This window comes from Kangiella marina, assembly GCF_039541235.1.
Classification (GTDB): domain Bacteria; phylum Pseudomonadota; class Gammaproteobacteria; order Enterobacterales; family Kangiellaceae; genus Kangiella; species Kangiella marina.
This window is the reverse complement of the sequence record NZ_BAABFV010000001.1, coordinates 1436996-1455729: the sequence shown is the minus strand read 5'-3', so window position 1 is coordinate 1455729 and position 18734 is coordinate 1436996. Positions and strand designations below refer to the sequence as shown.

20 protein-coding genes are annotated in these 18734 nt (G+C 45.4%); 3 read left to right on the top strand and 17 right to left on the bottom strand.

All coding sequences use genetic code 11. From position 1 onward, the window contains the following. Positions 1 to 2: 2 nt before the first annotated feature. From ABD943_RS06550 to trxA, 5 genes are all read right to left on the bottom strand, one after another. Positions 3 to 740: an NAD(P)H-flavin reductase gene (locus tag ABD943_RS06550; protein WP_345292381.1), complete on the bottom strand. Its 738-nt coding sequence runs from the start codon at positions 738 to 740 to the stop codon at positions 3 to 5. 27 nt (positions 741 to 767) lie between these two features. Then, entirely contained in the window at positions 768 to 2249 is a 1482-nt protein-coding gene (ubiD, locus tag ABD943_RS06545) for a 4-hydroxy-3-polyprenylbenzoate decarboxylase (protein ID WP_345292380.1), read from the bottom strand. A gap of 284 nt (positions 2250 to 2533) precedes the next feature. Continuing rightward, positions 2534 to 3154, bottom strand: a complete 621-nt coding sequence (locus ABD943_RS06540) for a hypothetical protein (protein WP_345292379.1) — start codon at positions 3152 to 3154, stop codon at positions 2534 to 2536. A gap of 183 nt (positions 3155 to 3337) precedes the next feature. After that, positions 3338 to 4594: a transcription termination factor Rho gene (gene rho, locus ABD943_RS06535; protein WP_345292378.1), complete on the bottom strand. Its 1257-nt coding sequence runs from the start codon at positions 4592 to 4594 to the stop codon at positions 3338 to 3340. A gap of 267 nt (positions 4595 to 4861) precedes the next feature. Continuing rightward, positions 4862 to 5188, bottom strand: coding sequence for a thioredoxin TrxA (trxA, locus tag ABD943_RS06530; protein WP_345292377.1), 327 nt, complete (start codon positions 5186 to 5188; stop codon positions 4862 to 4864). Positions 5189 to 5302: 114 nt separating this feature from the next. On the opposite strand from trxA, the gene rhlB reads away from it, so the two are divergent. Further along, entirely contained in the window at positions 5303 to 6544 is a 1242-nt protein-coding gene (gene rhlB, locus ABD943_RS06525; RefSeq protein WP_345292376.1) for an ATP-dependent RNA helicase RhlB, read from the top strand. 188 nt (positions 6545 to 6732) lie between these two features. On the opposite strand, the gene ABD943_RS06520 is transcribed toward rhlB, so the two are convergent. The 7 genes from ABD943_RS06520 to tsaC form a co-directional block, all read right to left on the bottom strand. After that, positions 6733 to 7230: an acyl-CoA thioesterase gene (locus ABD943_RS06520; RefSeq protein ID WP_345292375.1), complete on the bottom strand. Its 498-nt coding sequence runs from the start codon at positions 7228 to 7230 to the stop codon at positions 6733 to 6735. A gap of 11 nt (positions 7231 to 7241) precedes the next feature. Continuing rightward, positions 7242 to 8129, bottom strand: a complete 888-nt coding sequence (locus tag ABD943_RS06515) for an alpha/beta hydrolase family protein (protein ID WP_345292374.1) — start codon at positions 8127 to 8129, stop codon at positions 7242 to 7244. Between the two features lie 160 nt (positions 8130 to 8289). Further along, positions 8290 to 9006: a DUF4197 domain-containing protein gene (locus tag ABD943_RS06510; protein WP_345292373.1), complete on the bottom strand. Its 717-nt coding sequence runs from the start codon at positions 9004 to 9006 to the stop codon at positions 8290 to 8292. 51 nt (positions 9007 to 9057) lie between these two features. Further along, positions 9058 to 9954: an AEC family transporter gene (locus tag ABD943_RS06505; RefSeq protein WP_345292372.1), complete on the bottom strand. Its 897-nt coding sequence runs from the start codon at positions 9952 to 9954 to the stop codon at positions 9058 to 9060. Positions 9955 to 9975: 21 nt separating this feature from the next. Then, a complete protein-coding gene (gene hemB, locus ABD943_RS06500) occupies positions 9976 to 10992 on the bottom strand; it encodes a porphobilinogen synthase (RefSeq protein ID WP_345292371.1) in 1017 nt (338 codons plus the stop codon). 22 nt (positions 10993 to 11014) lie between these two features. Further along, a complete protein-coding gene (hemF, locus tag ABD943_RS06495) occupies positions 11015 to 11956 on the bottom strand; it encodes an oxygen-dependent coproporphyrinogen oxidase (protein ID WP_345292370.1) in 942 nt (313 codons plus the stop codon). 29 nt (positions 11957 to 11985) lie between these two features. After that, a complete protein-coding gene (gene tsaC, locus ABD943_RS06490; RefSeq protein ID WP_345292369.1) occupies positions 11986 to 12579 on the bottom strand; it encodes an L-threonylcarbamoyladenylate synthase type 1 TsaC in 594 nt (197 codons plus the stop codon). A 226-nt stretch (positions 12580 to 12805) separates the two neighbouring features. On the opposite strand from tsaC, the gene ABD943_RS06485 reads away from it, so the two are divergent. Both ABD943_RS06485 and ABD943_RS06480 read left to right on the top strand, forming a co-directional pair. Continuing rightward, the gene (locus tag ABD943_RS06485) at positions 12806 to 13363 is read left to right on the top strand and encodes a DUF2569 domain-containing protein (RefSeq protein WP_345292368.1); all 558 of its coding nucleotides are present in this window, start codon (positions 12806 to 12808) and stop codon (positions 13361 to 13363) included. A gap of 10 nt (positions 13364 to 13373) precedes the next feature. Next, entirely contained in the window at positions 13374 to 13682 is a 309-nt protein-coding gene (locus ABD943_RS06480) for a DUF1272 domain-containing protein (protein WP_345292367.1), read from the top strand. 24 nt (positions 13683 to 13706) lie between these two features. On the opposite strand, the gene dsbG is transcribed toward ABD943_RS06480, so the two are convergent. The 5 genes from dsbG to ABD943_RS06455 form a co-directional block, all read right to left on the bottom strand. After that, positions 13707 to 14540 (bottom strand): thiol:disulfide interchange protein DsbG, encoded by an 834-nt coding sequence (dsbG, locus tag ABD943_RS06475; protein WP_345292366.1) that lies wholly within the window; start codon positions 14538 to 14540, stop codon positions 13707 to 13709. Continuing rightward, complete coding sequence (locus ABD943_RS06470) at positions 14540 to 15379, bottom strand: TlpA family protein disulfide reductase (protein WP_345292365.1); 840 nt, start codon at positions 15377 to 15379, stop codon at positions 14540 to 14542. Before ABD943_RS06470 ends, dsbG begins: the two co-directional genes overlap by 1 nt. A 209-nt stretch (positions 15380 to 15588) precedes the next feature. Continuing rightward, the gene (locus ABD943_RS06465) at positions 15589 to 16068 is read right to left on the bottom strand and encodes a Smg family protein (protein WP_345292364.1); all 480 of its coding nucleotides are present in this window, start codon (positions 16066 to 16068) and stop codon (positions 15589 to 15591) included. A gap of 82 nt (positions 16069 to 16150) precedes the next feature. Beyond that, positions 16151 to 17278, bottom strand: a complete 1128-nt coding sequence (gene dprA / locus ABD943_RS06460; protein ID WP_345292363.1) for a DNA-processing protein DprA — start codon at positions 17276 to 17278, stop codon at positions 16151 to 16153. 116 nt (positions 17279 to 17394) lie between these two features. After that, positions 17395 to 18438, bottom strand: coding sequence for a LysM peptidoglycan-binding domain-containing protein (locus ABD943_RS06455; RefSeq protein ID WP_345292362.1), 1044 nt, complete (start codon positions 18436 to 18438; stop codon positions 17395 to 17397). Positions 18439 to 18734 lie beyond the last annotated feature (296 nt).

The window sequence follows — 18734 nt, the reverse complement described above, 5'->3', positions numbered from 1 at the left end:
GACTAGTCGAGCAAGCCCATTTGACGTTTGATATCGAGTATATCCGAGTGAATCGACTCTTTGGCCACACCGCGCTCCAATAAATCCTGATAGACTGACATCACCATAGGCTCAGAACCACCAACATAAATATCCATGTCAGTAATGTCATCATGATCGAGCATAAAAGCATGATGGACGAAGCCTTTACGACCCTGCCACGCTTCATCAAGCCCAGATAAAACCGGCACATAAGTAAAGTTTGTGTACTGTTCAGCCCACTCTTGTGGTTCACGGTGTAAATATAGATCAGGCGAGGTTTGCGCGCCCCAGTATAGAACCAATTGCCTAGGGTTGCCTGTTCGCAAAGCCGTTTTGATGATCGAATGGAACGGCGCAAAGCCCGTACCACCTGCAATAAATACTGCCGGGCGTTCACTATCGGTCAGTAAGCACTCGCCCTGAGGCATTTGTACCCTGACGGTATTTCGGTGCTTTAGATGACTGATAATTTTATCAGCCTCATCATGACCGGGTAAACGACGGATATGTAACTCAAGCACATCCTGAAGCGGCGAGCTGGCGATTGAAAACGGGCGTAACGAACCATCCTCTAACTCTAACATAAGGTATTGACCCGCTTTATACGATGGCAACTTTCCGGCCGTTGGCTCCAACTCAACCCAGTAGACATCTCGTCCCATACGGCGAACGAGCGATACTTGGGATTCTACAAATTGTGCTTCAGTCTGCTCTGACATAAACCCTCAGTGCTATTCTTCTTAATGCTATTCTTTATCTGCAGGCTCAAGCCCAAGCTCGTCCCACATCGAATCCACTTTATCTTTGACCGCTTGATCCATCACGATAGGTTCGCCCCACTCACGGTCAGTTTCGCCTGGCCATTTATTGGTGGCATCAATCCCCAGTTTAGAACCTAGACCTGATACTGGTGACGCAAAATCAAGATAGTCAATCGGCGTGTTATCAACCAGCGTGCAATCACGACTCGGATCGACGCGTGTCGTGATTGCCCAAATGACATCTTTCCAATCGCGCGTATTAATATCATCATCGACCACAATCACAAACTTGGTGTACATGAATTGACGCAAGAACGACCAGACGCCCATCATCACGCGCTTGGCATGTCCTGGATATTGCTTCTTCATCGACACCACCGCCAAACGGTATGAACACCCTTCCGGTGGCAGATAAAAATCGGTAATTTCTGGAAATTGTTTTTGTAAGATGGGTACAAACACTTCGTTAAGTGCTTCCCCTAAAATAGCAGGCTCATCCGGTGGACGACCGGTATACGTCGAATGATAGATTGGGTTGGTACGCTGGGTCATGCGCTCCACCGTAAAGACTGGGAAGCTATCCACCTCGTTATAATACCCCGTATGATCACCATAAGGGCCTTCGTCCGCCATCTCACCCGGTTCAATATAACCTTCAAGTACAAATTCAGCCGAAGCGGGTACCTGTAACTCGTTGCCAATGGATTTCACGACTTCCGTTTTCTGGCCTCGCAATAAGCCCGCAAACCCATACTCACTTAGCGTATCAGGAACAGGCGTTACAGCACCTAAAATCGTAGCCGGATCAGCGCCAAATGCCACAGACACAGGGAAACGTTCTCCAGGGTGCTTGTCGCACCACTCTTTAAAATCTAACGCACCACCACGATGTGCCAACCAACGCATGATGAGTTTATTTTTACCAATCACCTGCTGACGGTAAATACCCAAATTCTGACGCTTCTTATTCGGCCCTTTGGTGACGGTTAAGCCCCACGTCATCAGTGGTGCAGCGTCACCCGGCCAACAGGTTTGCACTGGAATGCTCGTTAAATCGACCGCATTGCCTTCGATCACGATTTCTTGGCACGGCGCTTTTTTTACTTCCTTCGGCGCCATGTTCATCACTTTTTTAAATACTGGCAACTGTTGCCATGCATCACGAAAGCCCGCCGGCGGCGTTGGCTCTTTTAAAAACGCCAACAATTCACCCAACTCTCTCAACCCTGTTAAATCTTCTTTGCCCATGGCTAAAGCGACACGTCGTGTCGTTCCAAACAAGTTTCCCAGCACCGGCACAGAATGACCTTTCACGTTTTCAAAAAGAATCGCAGGACCACCTGCTCGCAAGGTTCGATCGCAAATCTCCGTCATCTCAAGATTCGGATCAACCTCCATCGACACGCGCTTAAGCTCGCCCATCGATTCAAGTTTTTCGATAAAATCACGTAGATCTTTGTATTGCATGGGATTGGGGGTTGTTTGGTATTGGGGGTATTTTAGCAGATTGGTTTAGATTTCTATATCGAATGTAGGACTTTCTTGATCACTCTATCATAGCGATAGTATTTTTAACGTTCATTTTTTGACGAGCAAAAAACGAACCAAAAAACTCGCCCCAAAAGTTAGGTTCTTCGAACTACCTTCATTCTTCAAAATTATTAACGCGCCGCAAAACGAAACTTCCTGTTTCGTCTTTGCTAAATTGGGCTATCCCTGCCCAATTTACCCTATAATTTTGCATCACTCAGCTAACTTTTAAGGGGTGGTCCGTCGCCTTTAAGACTTAGTTCTTTTTCAAGCGAGTTTCTATCCAAAACTCTATAAGTTACCAAGCCTCCAAGAGCACCGGCTAAACCGTACACGATAAAGCCAATCTCAGAAAATGGTAGCCAGTTTTCTGTTAAATGCAGCGTTAGCCAGAATACGAGGCCAAAGATACAACCTGCTAAAACAAGGGTATAACGATTGACTATCTTAAGTAATATCAAGGCAGTCATTAATAGCAAGTAAGGCGGAGCTAAAAAAGGAGTATAAAAGATGCTAAAAATTGAATACCCAAGAGGTGCCGATAGGAATTGCGTCCACTCAACTTCTCCTCGGCTTACCAACTCAATTGAGCTACCCATAAGTCCCACAAAGGCCGCTGAAATAAGTAAACTAAAGAAAAAAGCAGCTATTAAGTGAATCTTTCGGAACTCGAGGTTTTGATTAATTTTTTCCCTGAAATTAATACTTAAGCTCCTTCTTTTAGCAAAGAGTTTTGAGAAGTAGTTTGCTACAACTGTATATCTAAAAATTAAGACTTTTGATGAAAGAGCGAGCCAGTTTTGCGCACAATGAGGGGCGTATATCAAATTCGTGACCGACATGAGCACAAAACCAACAAAGTTATTTCGCAAAAGGGTAATTTTTACTCAGTAAAATATCACTAGAAAACTGGATTTTTAGTCATTTTGCGAGGCAGTCTCTCGCACAGCGAGGGCACGTATAATAATACGTAACCGAGCGAGCAAGAGACTAACAAAGCAATAACCTAAAAAGACGTTTCTAGGTTATTTTTTCATTGAGGTGAAGAACTCGTCATTTGTTTTTGTCATCGCCATCTTGTCGATCAAGAACTCAATCGCGTCTAACTCGTCCATTGGATGTAGGATTTTGCGTAAAATCCACATTTTCTGAAGTTCTTCTTGAGACGTTAGTAAATCTTCTTTACGTGAGCCTGAGCGGTTGAAGTCAATCGCTGGGAATACACGTTTTTCTGAGATCTTACGAGATAGGTGCAGCTCCATGTTACCGGTGCCTTTGAACTCTTCGTAGATCACTTCGTCCATCTTAGAGCCGGTATCAACAAGCGCTGTAGCGATAATGGTTAAGCTACCGCCTTCTTCAATGTTACGCGCAGCACCAAAGAAACGCTTCGGGCGTTGTAGGGCGTTGGCGTCGACACCACCGGTCAGAACTTTACCTGATGATGGTACAACGGTGTTGTAAGCACGGGCTAGACGCGTGATCGAATCAAGAAGGATAATCACGTCTTTTTTGTGCTCAACCAAACGCTTGGCTTTTTCGATAACCATTTCGGCGACTTGCACGTGACGCGCAGCTGGCTCATCGAAGGTTGAAGCGACCACTTCGCCTTTTACTGAGCGCTGCATTTCAGTTACTTCTTCCGGACGCTCGTCAATCAGAAGGACGATCAGCATGCACTCTGGGTGATTATAGGTAATCGATTGAGCGATGTTCTGTAACATCATGGTTTTACCGGCTTTCGGTGGCGATACGATTAATGCACGCTGACCTTTACCGATTGGCGCTGCTAAATCAATAACACGCGCAGTAATATCTTCCGTCGAGCCGTTACCACGCTCCATACGCATACGGTCGTCTGGATGTAACGGTGTTAGGTTTTCAAATAAGAGTTTGCGGCGGGAGTTTTCTGGGCTGTCGTAGTTAATTTCTGCGACTTTTAGTAGGGCAAAATAGCGTTCCTGATCTTTAGGTGGGCGTATTTTGCCGAAAATGGTATCACCCGTTCGCAGGTTAAAACGTCGGATCTGGCTTGGCGAGACGTAAATATCGTCAGGGCCTGCTAAATAAGAGCCCTCCGCTGAGCGTAAGAAACCAAAACCGTCCGGTAAAATCTCTAAAACTCCACCACCAAAGATATCTTCGCCGCTTTTGGCGTGGTTCTTTAGTAGTCCAAAGATGATGTCCTGTTTGCGCATACGCGCCATGTGCTCGAGACCGACAGCTTTAGCCATCTCAGACAGTTCTTGAGCGGATTTCTGCTTTAATTCTGTAAGATTCATAATGTTGAATGATTGTCTTTTGACGCATTGATAGACAATGCTTAGTGTTCCCGTGAAATTAGTGTTTTGGAATAGAAACGGAGTTTGCCCGAAGGCTTTTATTTGGACGCTGTATTCAGCAAGGTTAAATGTAGCACTAGATTTTAGAGGTGTCTAGCTTTTTAGCTCAACAAATAGCCAGCCTACTACATTAATTGACGTTCTTAACAAAATACCCGTAAAAAAAGAGGCCGGAGCCTCTTTTCTTAATCGACTAACGTGATCAGCTTAGATATTGCTGTCGATAAAAGCCATCAATTGTGACTTTGATACTGCACCTACTTTTGTTGCTTCAACGTTACCGCCTTTAAACAGCATTAACGTAGGAATACCACGAATACCGTACTTTGGCGGCGTTTCGTTATTCTCGTCGATGTTTAACTTAGCCACTTTTACTTTACCGTCATACGATTCAGCAATTTCGTCTAAGATTGGCGCGATCATTTTACAAGGACCACACCATTCAGCCCAGTAATCCACTAAAACAGGACTATCTGAGTTTAAGACTTCTTGTTCAAAGGTGTCGTCGCTAAGGTATACAATTTTGTCACTCATTCAGTTTTCTCCTACTAATTCGCTTGCGCTTGCTAGCTATCAGACGCACAATGGCCCTATTTGATACAATGACTTGCAATTTTGCAAGCATCCAATGGTAAAAAGTTATAATAGATGGACAAATCACATTTATCCGACACTCGCTTTAGCGATTTAGGTCTACACCCGAAACTACTGTCGGCGATTAATGACCTTGGTTTTCAGTACTGTACGCCCATTCAGGCTAAAACATTACCTTTATTACTGAAAGGTCAAAATGTTGCTGGCCAAGCACAAACTGGTACTGGCAAAACCATCGCATTTCTGCTTGGGGTCATGAACGACATGTTGACCCTGCCGGAAATTGATGGGCGTCGTGTTAACGAGCCTCGCTCTATTATCATGGCACCAACTCGTGAGCTGGCGGTTCAAATTGCTAAAGATGCCTTGAAGCTTGGCAAGCATGCAAAGTTCAAGATTCGAGTAGTATATGGGGGCGAAGATCACGAAAAACAACGCCTTCAATTGGAAAAGGGCGTCGACATTCTGATCGGTACTACTGGTCGCCTAATCGACTACCTGAAGCAGGGTGCTTATGGCCTAGAGGCCATTGATAGCGTGGTTCTCGACGAAGCCGATCGCATGTTTGATCTTGGCTTTATTAAAGACATTCGTTACTTATTCAACCGTATGCCTGCGGCTACTGACCGTATGAACATGCTGTTTTCAGCGACTTTATCACATCGTGTGCAAGAGCTTGCTTATGAGCATATGCATAACCCTGAACATGTCCAAGTCGCCGCTGAGCAAGTGACCGCCAAGAAAATACGTGAAGCTTTGTTTTATCCGAGTCGGGATGAGGCGCTACCACTATTGGTCGGCCTTATGCAGCGCTTAACGCCGCCGAGGAGCATCGTTTTTACCAACACAAAGCGCGCAGCGGAACATGTCTGGGCATGCTTACGCGGTAATGATATTGAAGCCGGATTGTTAACCGGCGACGTGCACCAAAAGAAGCGCTTAAAGTTACTCGATGACCTTAAAAATAATGCGGTTAATGTCCTAGTCTGTACCGATGTCGCTGCGCGTGGCTTACACATTGACGACGTTACTCATGTTTTTAACTATCACCTACCTGATGATGCCGAAGATTATGTACACCGTATTGGCCGTACCGCTCGAGCTGGCGCCGAGGGCGATGCTGTGAGTTTTGCAGGCGAAGACTTCGCCATGAATCTAACAGCTATCGAAGCCTACGTTGGACACGAACTGCCGAAACTTGAGATTAAGCCGGAATACTTGGCTGAACTCAAACCTTCGATTCCGTTAAAGCAAAAGCGCCGTCACCCCACTCAAAGACGCCAATCGAAAAACTAACCCCAAACGCTATAGGCTGCTTTTAAGCAGCCTATACTTTTACCATTTCCCAGCAAAACTTTAAGTAACACCCTAACCCTATTTTTCTGAGGTTGAATCCATATAAAAAACCCCTGCGAAAGATGCGCTCCTTCGCGACTACTAATAATTTAAGCCTCAAAACCATCTGCGCAATTCTAGTTTAGCTACTATTTCCATTTCTCCACAACGTGTTTAATTCTTCCTTCTCGCCGACCCACATGTGACTTAATTTGTTCAGCTAACTCAAGGTGCTTACGCTCTTTGTCATTTTCTATCACCAAGTCAGGTACGATTACAGGGTTACGATCTTCATCAAAAGCCACCAGGGTAAAGTGCGCGGTTGTACTCAACACATCACCTTCTTCACCGCCTTTATCGACGAACACGTCCGTTCGTACCATCATTGATGAACTCCCAACCAACACCACTTTAGCCACCGTTTTGATTCGATCTCCCACAAAAATAGGGCGTTTAAATATCACACGCTCTACCGAAGCCGTGGATACGGTGCGGCCTGAATAGCGAATTGCAGCCAATGCAGCTGTTGAGTCCATAATCGCCAATAGCTCTCCACCAAACATATTGCCGTAGGGATTGCTTTGGTTTGGGAAGACAAAGTTCCAAGTCTCTATTGCTTCAGAGGGTTTTTGCTCACGTTCTGACATTGAGGTACTTCCTAGTCTTGTAAAAAATTAACTATAGGTTGCCATATTCCTTGTCGGATTTCTTGCTTTTTCTTAAACAGACCAAAGTGTCCAATACGTTTAAGTCCTATTGATTCAGGTGATATTTCTACAATGGTTTTCCTCGCATTAGGATAGTGTTTCAGTAATCCGTCTCTCGCTTCTTTTGGTGCATACCAGTCGTCGGTGATGGTCATGCCAAGGAGCTTTGCTTCGATGTTTTGGTAATTTGAAATATCCAAATGATGCTCAGGACTAAAGAGGTATTCTTTTGACCGAGCCCAGCGCAACCACTGCTTGACCGCATTTTTTGGCACAGGGATGGGGCCTAAAAACCGTGACTTAAAATAGTCTCCAAACTGAAGCGCCATCACCAATGGAAACACTAAATACCAAACTGCAGCTAATGCATATTTCTGCAACCCCGGCCATAAGCGCCAAGAACCCACACCACTCGCCGCAATTATTATTCTATCGAATCGATGACTTGACGGCGCTAGCCCAATGATCTGACCGCCAGCACTGTGCCCCATATAGCTCAACCGCTCTGGCTGGTACTGGTTGCCGGCAAACTGAATTGCCGCCTCTAAGTCCAACTCCCCCCAATGCTGCATCAATATGCTATCTGTCGCCATGTTGCCATTGACCGAATGACTGATTCCACGGTAATCAAACACAAGGACTATGATTCCTTGCTCCGCGAGAAAACTAGCGACATGCTTGTAATATTGATAGGGGACACCGAATGCAGAACCAATGATAAGCAATTGCTCGGTCTTGCCCGCACGTTGATGTGGCGAATCGATTGATGAAAACACCGCTCCGTGTAGTTCGAAGCCATCGTCAGCCGTAAACTGCACTTCTTTTACTTTTACACTCAAGAAAATACCTATGTTTCTATAAGACTGGTCTATAGATACCTTATTTCACCACAAAAGGCCAGAGGTCTGGCCTTTTGTGCTTTACTCGTGGCTTAGATTCTAGAGCCCTGTATTTCTTAAGGAGGAAGCGCTTTTATCTTGGCCACACGAATAGTGGCATTTATTGCTGAGAAAAAACTTTGCGTAAGAGTTCCGTTGTTCGTGCAACTGGGTTATCACGAATTTTCCTTTCTTCCTGCGCCACTAACGTAAACAACCCGCCTAAGGTCTCTTGCATCACATAATCTTCTATGTTCATGTTTGGCTTGTCGGCAAAGGGCAGTTTTTCATAGGCACCTAACAACTGTTTGTAGTCATTATAAAAACCAACTTTTTCCATGCTGCTGGTAATAATAGGCTGGAACCGTCGCTCTAAGCTCGTTTGCGTTTTTGTGCGAAAGTAATCGGTTGCTGCATTATCACCGCCGCGCAAAATCCCCCAAGCATCTGCAATCGACATCGAGCTGATAGCCCCAATAAACACTTCGGTTGCTTCACCCGAGGCTTTCTCAGCGGCACGATTCATCTGCATTTCAAAGTTATCAACGTAGCTTCCTAAACCCACTTTGCGCAGTGTGCTCGCTGCATTATCCAGCTTTTCAGGCACCACAATCTTAATCAGTGGGTTGTTACTAAAACCTCCGGGGCGATTCGTACTGTTAACACTATTTTTCGTCCCGACTTCCAACGCTTGTTTCAATCCCGCCACGACCGTTTGTTCCGATAAAGGCTGGTTACCGCCAATACTATCCAGAACTCGGTTTATATCTGTGGTCTTACAACTCGTCGCCACCAGTAAAGTAAATGCTACCGTCATAGCTACCTTGAATAACTTCATGAGATACCTCTATCTATCGGCTTTAGAATACCCCGGACTCGCCAGATCGGGCTAGTGTAGGGTTTGTACTAACCATATCGTAGTCGGAATCGTCACCACCGACAACAAAGTACTTAACGCTATGGTGTTATGGGCTATTTTGCGATCCGTTTCAACCGCTTCCACAAAAGGCATGACGCTGATCCCGGTAGGGCATGCGGCGAGAATGGTTAACGATAGCAAGTGTGTCGGGCCAAGCCCTATAACCCAATAACCAAAACTAAAGACCGCCAGCGGTAACAGTACTAACTTTATTGTGGTCACCAAAGCTGTTTTTTTAATTACCGAACGGCTAAGAGTCCCAAGACTCGCGAGCGAACTCCCTAAAATTATTAAGGCTAACGGCAACGCAGCATCGGAAACCATTTCCAGAGGCGTGAATAACTGTTTGGGAATAGGAATCTCAAAAACGTTAAATATCAACCCCAAAACAACGCCGAGAATGACGGGATTACTAAAAATTCCAAGCGCAGCTTTAAATTTCGACGGTGTTACGTTCACTCGCGTTGAAAACAAGAAAAAGCTGCTAAACAAAATTAGGCTGTGCCCTGAGATAACTGCCAAACTAATGACCAAACCTTTCTGCCCAGTGACCGATAAAATCACCGGTATACCGACTAAAACATTGTTGGAGAAGGTCGAGGTTAAGGCGATGCGATGACTCATGGTTAAGGCCAGAACCACAAAGATGATTAGAACGGGCGTAAAGTAGGCGAACAGTGTAGTGCCAATATCCTCTAAACCGGTTTCATAGACATTGACGAATAAAAAGACGGGGACGAATGCTTTGAACACGACCTTGGATAGGTCTTCGAAGAACTCCGTGCGTACCAACCGCCACTTACTTAACACCACCCCAATCAGCACCACAAGGGCGACTGGGATGATGGCGTTTAAAATGACGGTCAAAATAGCTTCTCGTTAACGTCTCTATTGATCGTCTAAAAGATAACGGCAAGCGTCTTTAGCAAAGTAAGTCAGAATACCGTCGCATCCAGCACGCTTAAAGCCTAATAACGATTCCATCACTATCGCTTTTTCATCAAGCCAACCGTTTTGCGCAGCGGCTTTGATCATGGCGTACTCACCACTGACTTGATACGCAAATGTTGGCATTTTGAACTCGTCTTTCACACGGCGAACGATATCCAAATACGGCTGGCCCGGTTTCACCATCACCATGTCCGCACCTTCTTCAATATCTAAAGCAATTTCGTGTAGCGCTTCATCCGTGTTGCCCGGATCCATCTGATAGGTTTTCTTATCCGCTTTGCCTAAGGCGTCGGCAGAACCCACCGCATCACGGAAAGGTCCATAAAAACTCGATGCGTACTTAGCCGCGTACGACATGATTAAAGTATTGACAAAGTCGCTGGCTTCTAACGCTTCACGAATGGCACCGATACGACCATCCATCATATCTGACGGCGCTACCATGTCAGCGCCAGCTTGTGCATGACACAAAGCCTGTTTCACTAAGACTTCTTTGGTGATGTCGTTTAGGATATAGCCCTCATCATCACCCTCTGTTCCGAGAATGCCATCTTGACCATGTGACGTATAAGGATCCAGCGCGACATCCGTCATAATCCCAAGCTGCGGGAATTTCGCTTTAATGGCTTTAACTACGGACGGGACTAACCCTTCAGGATTGTAGGCTTCTTCGGCTTTCAATGATTTTTTATCGTCACCAACTACTGGGAATAGGGCGATAGCCGGAATGCCTAGCTCTACGATTTCAGCACATTCTTCCAGCAACAAATCTAAGGTTTTGCGCTCAACGCCTGGCATCGAAGCGACCGCTTCTTTACGGCTTTCACCTTCCAGTACAAAAACTGGATAAATAAAATCTTTCGCTGACAAGCTCGACTCACGCACCAAGTCACGGCTAAACGCCTGCGCACGAACGCGTCGCAAACGACGACTAGGGAAGAAACCACTATTCATAATCAAACCTTATATAATTCGCTTAAGCGCTTAGCCAATCTTGCGGCTTTAGATAATAATCCGTCAACTCAGCTTCACGAGTTCCCGGCTCTGGCTGCCAATTGTAGCGCCAACTTACTGCGGTTGGCAGGGACATCAATATTGACTCCGTACGACCGCCTGTCTGTAATCCAAATAAAGTGCCCCGATCCCAGACTAGATTAAACTCGACATAACGTCCACGACGGTATAACTGGAAGTCACGCTCTTGCTCAGTGTAGGGCAAGTCTTTGCGTTTATTCAAAATTGGCTGATAGGCCTTAATAAAATGATCGCCGACCGAACGCATAAAAGCAAAGCACTGCTCAAAGTCCCAGTCATCTCCTGATTGAGACATACTCTCCGTATTAACGTCATCAAAAAACAAGCCGCCAATACCCCGGTGCTCATCACGGTGCTTGATATAGAAATAGTCATCACACCATTTTTTGTACTTGGAGTAACACTCTTCACCAAAAGGATCGCAAGCGTCTTTCGCTACTTGATGCCAAAACTGACAGTCCTCTTTATTAGCGTAATAGGGCGTTAAGTCAAAGCCACCTCCGAACCACCAGATCGGCTCAGCGCCTTCTTTTTCGGCAATAAAAAAGCGTACATTCATATGTGACGTTGGCGCGTGGGGGTTCTTGGGGTGGATGACCAAGGAGACACCCATGGCTTTAAAGCCACGGCCAGCTAATTCAGGGCGGTGTGCTGTCGCCGAAGCCGGCATATTAGTGCCTTCAACATAAGAATAGTTAACACCACCTTTTTCGATGACAGCACCATTTTCCATCACGCGAGTTAGACCACCACCACCTTGGGCACGTTGCCATTCATCTTTAATAAAGTCTTTCTCGCCATCTTCCTTGGCCAGTTCGCGGCAAATATTTTCTTGTAAATCAAGCAGGTAGGATTTCACTGCTTCAATATCAATGGTTTGCATACCACCTCTTTGTATTGATACAACGGTGTTTAAGCTCTCAACACTGTTTGTGTTTGAGCATCGATAATTTTAGAAGGGCGATCATAACCACCCACAGCGCCCGATACCACCATATCTAACTGATTAGACATTTGATTACGCACTTCTTCCGTACGCTTCATCTCAGGATTTCCCGCACGATTGGCGCTGGTCGAAACAATCACTGATTGCGCCTCATCACACAAGGCTTTCACGATCGGATGCTTACTTAAACGAATCGCAATTTTTGGGTGTTCGCCACACACCAGCGGTAATACCAGCTCACTCTTAGGCAGCAGCCAAGTCACCGGCTGATCCGGTTCACTAGGACGACTCTCTTCAAAAAAAGGCACTTCATCGAAACAGACCAACAAGTCATGAAAATTCTCATCGACGAAAGGCTCAATCTGCCCAATATCACTCGCCACAAGGATCAAACCTTTGTGCCAAGGACGTTTTTTAATCGCAAGAATTCGCTGAATAGCTTCAATAGAAAAGGGGAGACAGCCCAAACCAAATACGGCCTCGGTGGGATAGGCGATGACACCGTCTTGCTCCATAAGATTGACGGCACGCTTGATTTGAAAATCGTTTACGTAGGCCAAATGATTCGACTCGTTAATATACTGTGTATTAGAAACGCTCGAGAAGTGTCGCTCAGCGTTCAAAAGTCTTTAAGTATGGCATAAACAAAGGGTTTACGACATTATGGCGAATTTTACCGGCTTAGCCTGCTCTTGTGTAGGTTCAGACCACTATTTTCTCAATCTTTTATGCCATCACGCTTTATTCGTGCTACATTTTCAAAAAAACATACTAAAAAGGATCTAAATGGACAATAAACTTCAAGCTTTTGATGACGACCCTAACTACTTAAAAGGGCTTGGCGGTTGGCTTATCGTCGTGGCCATTGGTATTGTACTTAATCCGATACTGCTCTCATACCAACTCAACCAAGAGCTCTTTCCATTGATATCTGACGGGACATTGGCAGTTTTAAGTGATCCCTCATCCGATTATTATATCGAGTACTTTGCTGCTTTATTCTATGCTGAATTAGCCTTAAACATTGCTCTATTGCTTGCTTGGCTGAGTTTATTATTCTTATTCTTTTATAAGCATAAAGCTTTCCCCCGCATCTTTATCCTTGTCATCTCGCTAGTTCCTTTCATCGTGCTATTGGACTCTGTCATGGTTAATAAAATCCTACCTGAGGTATCAATTTTCAACGCTGAAACGATCAAACTGTTAGCAAGGAGTATTGTTTATGCCGCCATTTGGATACCTTACATGCTCATGTCGGAAAGGGTAAAAAAGACTTTTACTCGTCCTGATAGCGATAATGAAGAACAAGTTAGTACTACAACCTCTATACCAAATGAAGCATAGGGAGTGATTTGTGCTAGAGCTAAGACCTACTTGCGAACACTGCAATAAATCGCTTCCGCCAGAGTCTACGGAAGCCATGATCTGCACTTTTGAGTGCACGTTTTGCCGTGACTGCGTTGATGATATATTGCTTAATGTCTGCTCAAACTGTGGGGGCGGCTTCGTTCCAAGACCCGTCAGGCCACAAATCAACTGGAAGGATGGTAATTGCTTAAGCCAACACCCAGCCAGTACTAAAATAGTGCATAAAACGGTGAACCCGATAGAGCATCAAGCATTCGCCAAAGCGATTAAGAAAATAGCTCCCGAAAGACGCTAAACACCCGTATTTCCATAGCCAGAGTTACTCTGGCTTAGGACTGCCCATCATTTGTTCTAGCATATCGCCTTGCGGCATTCCTTGAACGCTTTTAATCTTGCCGTTTTGATCTTTATACAGTGATGTTGGTGTTGCGCCGAAACCTAGGCGCTGCATCATGTTGGTATTCAATTGAACTCTAACTTGTCCTTTTTCTACCGCTGCAGGGTCAACCGTCACACCACCTTGGCTAAAAGCATTGTTATGCTGCTGCATCATCGCTTCAGGGTCGTCGCTGCCCAGAATGGTTGCCCCTTTGCTCATACTGCTTTTACGCAATATCGCGACTAGGATATGGCGTAGCTGGACCTTTCCGGCTTTGATCCAAGGCTCCGCAGCTTCTCGAAATTTATGACAATAAGGACAGTTGGTATCGGTAAAGGTATAAATGATCACTGGCGCGTCATCGCTGCCATCGGCTACCCAAGCGCTTTCCTCAAGCTCTTTCCAGGCTCGCTCCATTCTAGGCCCTTCCACCAGAGAATCCATAACATCTACGGTTAAGTTAACGCCGTCTTTATCGATCAAGGTTCCAACAATGGCATGCTCTTTATCGCTGGTAACATATATGGCTAACGGTTGGCCTCGCATCATCCCTGCGTAGCCGATCATGCCCGCTGGCGCTTCGAACGTATCGATAATTTCAACGCCTTGGTCAATGATACTCTCAATCGGTGCAGGGTATTGTTTAACACGCTCCAACGCTCCTTGCTCCTGATTTTGCTCAGTCTTTAAGACACCGTCATTTTCCGCTTTCTCATCCGCACAGGCGTTTAGTGATAACGCGAGTATACTCGCCAATATATACCGTTTTTTCATTAATTGTTCACCTTTGACTGCTCTTTATTGAGCGTCTTCAACCGTTCTAGTTTTGATGCCAGTTTAGCATGAGACAGCTCACCTAAGTGAGCATCAACAATTCGCCCTTGTCCGTCAATGAATAATGTCGTCGGTAGGGCTCGACTGCCAACCATTTGGCCTAATAGGGCCTTGCTATCTGCCGTGACATTGCGCAACGCTAGTGATTCAGTGTCTAAGTACTGCTTAATCACCGCTTGGTGTTCACCTTGATTGGCAAAAATAAACCCAATCTCGTCCGTATTTTGTTGTGCCGCTTGTAGCACCGGCATCTCACGACGACAGGGCGGACACCAGGTTGCCCATAAGTTGATGACCCGAGGCTTACCAGCCTCAATTTCGCCTATCTCGACGCTGTTACCTGACAGCTCTTGCACCACAATGGTTGGTAGTTGCTGCGACGTATCTCTGATCATCCACAAAGATGCCATCACCAGTAACCATAATCCCGCGCCTGCGCTTAAACCACTGACTAAGGCTTTACGAATTTTTTTGTGTTGGCTCAACATATACAGCGTCATTAAAACCGCCGTTCCAACACCTGCCCAAGGGTTAAAGCCCGCATCACGAATATCAATCACCGACCACCAGCTTACCTGGTACTGCTCCCAGTATTGAGCTACAAATACCAGTCTAGCGACCAGCATCGAGCCGATAAAAATCGTCGCTATTTTACCATCGGCTGGCGACTGATTACGCCGTCCAACGAGGTAAGCTACCAGCATAGCGGCAGCAAAGCTGATCAATAGCAGTAGTCTGTCGACCGGCAAACTCAATGGGCCCAACGATACACTTAACATGGTGAGGATCTTTTCGCTATTCAAGAAGGCACGCCTAATATGACGTCAAATTGTACGCTAAAAAGCTTATTGTTACTTAAAGTGCGGTGTAAATCTTGGTAAAGATGTCTAAAAAAGTGAGAAGAAAAGGCTGTCAGCAGTTTTAGCTGCTACGCTTTTGATGACGGCGCATTGCCGCTGTCGGCGTGGAACTTTTGCTCTAGATTAGACTAGTGAGCGAAAGAACCACTCTCTAAGTTTTCTACCCAAGCGAACTCGGCATCTCGATCCTGCATATTAAACAAGACCATCATGACTACCCAGCGTAGACGTTCTAATGCCACTTCTTCATCTTCATGTTGACCCAATGCTGTCATTCGATCGATCACCATTTCGCGAGCGTGAGCATCCAAAATTCCGCGCTGTTCGAAGTACATAATCGCACCTTGAACTGCTGGCGTTAAAATGATTTGCTCTTCTGGCGAAAACAAACGAATCGACTGACTGGCTTCAGGTGTCGGCTTGAAGTGTTCAGAAGTCGCTAGAACCAACCCATCTAACCAATCAATCGCACCTTTAATCTCGCCATCCGTAAAACCAACGTCTTCGAGGGCTTCAACTAAGGTGTCATTGGCCAATATGTGGTTGTTTTCTTCGTCTTGGAAGTTTTCAAAGATATAAAGTAGTACGTCAAGTACGTCTTCTTTCATTTGACTCTCTTGGTTTAGGCTATAGATTGCCGTTAAAGTCACTGAACCCACTTGCTAAGTGTCGCTAAAGGGACTGCGTTCTCTAGCTGGACCGGCGCTGGTATCCGCCCGCCACACTCACAATATGGTCATTTAATTCTAACAGTAATAACATATGGCTGACTACATCTATTTCAAGGCCTGTACGCTCAACGATGCAATCCATTGAGGTTGTATCGTAATCGATATGCTCTATAAGCTCTTGATATTCCTTATCTAAAGTAAACCCTTCCACCGCTTTATTCGTGTCTTTTTCGGGCTGTAACAAACTTTCATTTTGCCAAATAGCCAAAGCACTTAATTCTTCTATGATCTCCTCAGCCGTTTCGACTAGCTTCACGCCCTGCTTTATCAATGCGTGACAGCCTCTTGCCAGCGGGTTATGAATCGAGCCAGGAATGGCAAACACTTCACGTCCTTGCTCCATCGCTAAGCGTGCGGTAATTAGTGAACCACTCTTTACAGCAGCTTCGACCACCAAGGTTCCCAAGCTCATGCCAGAAATAATTCGGTTTCTCGCCGGGAAGTGGGTTGCTCGAACTCCTGTCCCTATTGCAAACTCGGACACTAAAGCACCGTTTTCAACAATCTTTTGCGCCATCGTTTTATGGCGCGCAGGGTATACTCGATCCAAACCCGTTCCCGCGACCGCTATCGTAGGAAGCCCCTTATCGAGCACAGACTGATGAGCAAACCCATCCACACCCAATGCTAAACCGCTGGTTATGACAGCTCCAGCCTTGCCCAAAGTACGTGCAAATTCAATTGCATTATCCTTGCCTTGTGGCGTTGGATTTCGACTGCCAACAATCGCGATTTGATGTTGTTTAAGCACTTCTTTTTGTCCATGAACGAAAAGTATTTTCGGCGCAGAATCAATCTCTCGCAACAATGGCGGGTAGTCATGACTGGTATAAGGTAATAAGTGTTTATTCTCACTGTCGAACCACGCCAAATCTTGCTCTAAACGTGCGTCATCAATCGAACCCAACTTTTCCTTTAAACCTTGGCGAAAGCCTAGTGACTGTAGCTGTTTTTCTGACAACTCAAATAAGTCAGTGATTGAGGAGTAATTCTCGAAGAAGTGTTGCAGCTTACTAATGCTGATGTTGACGTGAGAAAGTGCTAACCAAGAGCGCATTTCTGGTGAATCTATATTCTTAATATTCATGATTAATCCTTTAATCGATGGTGTAAATTGGTGTCGGCTTTCTGTTCCCCATAAAAAACTGGCCTTGCGTTTAACAAGGCCAGTTTTAGTATAACTCGTCGAACCAATAAGTTCACTTAGTAAGGGTTACGCGCCACATCAAGTAAATGAATAGGACGTACAGCATCCATCACCAACGCCAAACTCACTTTGTCATAGGTACGGAACACCATAATAGTGCCGGCGCGCTCTTCTGGCAGAGTCACATAAGGATCATCAGCCCCACGCTTTTCAGCGACTTCGTCCAAGACCTTCTTACCACGTTGATAGACCGTTAAAACATGTCCTTCCTCAAGTCCATCTCGCGCACCTTTGTTTAAAGTCACGACGTTGTACTGCCCAATAATCGAGACACCGTCATAGACCGAAATCAGCTGTGCAACAATGTCACTTTCAGGAGCACGAGGAGCATAAACTGGCGGTAAAGGATCATCATTTCGCGGTAAAGAAACATCACCTTTTAACACTTCCAGCTTTGACTTTTTAACATCCAGAGTAGCAGGATCACCTTCTTTGGCAATTTTACCACTGGCAACATAACGCGCTTCTACACCCAGTAACTCATCCGTCACCGGATCACGGTATTCTTTGCCTCTACGGTAAACACCGTACGTGCTTCCAGCATTAGCATCCAAACCACGAAGATAGATTCGATCATCTAAGCCGCCCGTAATAAGTCGCTCATCACCGAGCGCAACCACATAAGGTGCCGTTTCGAAGACCGAAGGATCAACCACTAGCTCATCAATTAAGAAAGGACGAATGATATCCATTGGGATTGTCGTAATCGCATCACCTTCTGACAACACACGCGCTTTCGGACGCAACTTAATTGTTCCATCACTGGCTTTAACCAAGTATGGCTTACCATCGATATACACCAGCTTTAAAATATCACCAGGATAAATCAAATGCGGATTTTCAACTTGCGGGTTAACGTGCCAAATTTCAGGCCAGTTCCACGGCTTTGTTAAAAAGCGGCCAGAGATATCCCAAAGGGTATCACCTTTTTCGACCACGTATGTATCAGGATGATCTGCGCGAAGCTCTGCAGCCTGTGCTGCGATACTCCCCAAAAATAGCGCTGCCGTTGCAGCTGCTGCTAAAACTAATTTTTTCATGGCTATCCTTTGTAATTTACTGATAGTCGGATCCTCTTAACCCATAGCACTGAATATACCGCGATCAGCGTGCTTTGAAAATAGGCCAAAAGGAAACAGCCAAACCCCAAACCTAGAGCTTAAACTCTATAAGGATCATCATCTTATCAACATTTCTTAGCAGATTACTACAACTTAATCACAGTCTAATCAATATTTTCGAGCATTTTGTGGACATTTTTGGTCTAAAAAATGGTCATTCTGGGTCGAATTGATTATGATCGCCCCCATATTAATCATGTTCAACTACAATTGGT

Bases quoted from the DNA above. Each gene is read 5' to 3' on its own strand.
- ABD943_RS06550 (WP_345292381.1), bottom strand. From the start codon at position 740: ATGTCAGAGCAGACTGAAGCACAATTTGTAGAATCCCAAGTATCGCTC.
- ubiD (WP_345292380.1), bottom strand. From the start codon at position 2,249: ATGCAATACAAAGATCTACGTGATTTTATCGAAAAACTTGAATCGATG.
- ABD943_RS06540 (WP_345292379.1), bottom strand. From the start codon at position 3,154: ATGTCGGTCACGAATTTGATATACGCCCCTCATTGTGCGCAAAACTGG.
- rho (WP_345292378.1), bottom strand. From the start codon at position 4,594: ATGAATCTTACAGAATTAAAGCAGAAATCCGCTCAAGAACTGTCTGAG.
- trxA (WP_345292377.1), bottom strand. From the start codon at position 5,188: ATGAGTGACAAAATTGTATACCTTAGCGACGACACCTTTGAACAAGAA.
- rhlB (WP_345292376.1), top strand. From the start codon at position 5,303: ATGGACAAATCACATTTATCCGACACTCGCTTTAGCGATTTAGGTCTA.
- ABD943_RS06520 (WP_345292375.1), bottom strand. From the start codon at position 7,230: ATGTCAGAACGTGAGCAAAAACCCTCTGAAGCAATAGAGACTTGGAAC.
- ABD943_RS06510 (WP_345292373.1), bottom strand. From the start codon at position 9,006: ATGAAGTTATTCAAGGTAGCTATGACGGTAGCATTTACTTTACTGGTG.
- hemB (WP_345292371.1), bottom strand. From the start codon at position 10,992: ATGAATAGTGGTTTCTTCCCTAGTCGTCGTTTGCGACGCGTTCGTGCG.
- hemF (WP_345292370.1), bottom strand. From the start codon at position 11,956: ATGCAAACCATTGATATTGAAGCAGTGAAATCCTACCTGCTTGATTTA.
- ABD943_RS06485 (WP_345292368.1), top strand. From the start codon at position 12,806: ATGGACAATAAACTTCAAGCTTTTGATGACGACCCTAACTACTTAAAA.
- dsbG (WP_345292366.1), bottom strand. From the start codon at position 14,540: ATGAAAAAACGGTATATATTGGCGAGTATACTCGCGTTATCACTAAAC.
- ABD943_RS06470 (WP_345292365.1), bottom strand. From the start codon at position 15,379: ATGTTAAGTGTATCGTTGGGCCCATTGAGTTTGCCGGTCGACAGACTA.
- ABD943_RS06465 (WP_345292364.1), bottom strand. From the start codon at position 16,068: ATGAAAGAAGACGTACTTGACGTACTACTTTATATCTTTGAAAACTTC.
- dprA (WP_345292363.1), bottom strand. From the start codon at position 17,278: ATGAATATTAAGAATATAGATTCACCAGAAATGCGCTCTTGGTTAGCA.
- ABD943_RS06455 (WP_345292362.1), bottom strand. From the start codon at position 18,438: ATGAAAAAATTAGTTTTAGCAGCAGCTGCAACGGCAGCGCTATTTTTG.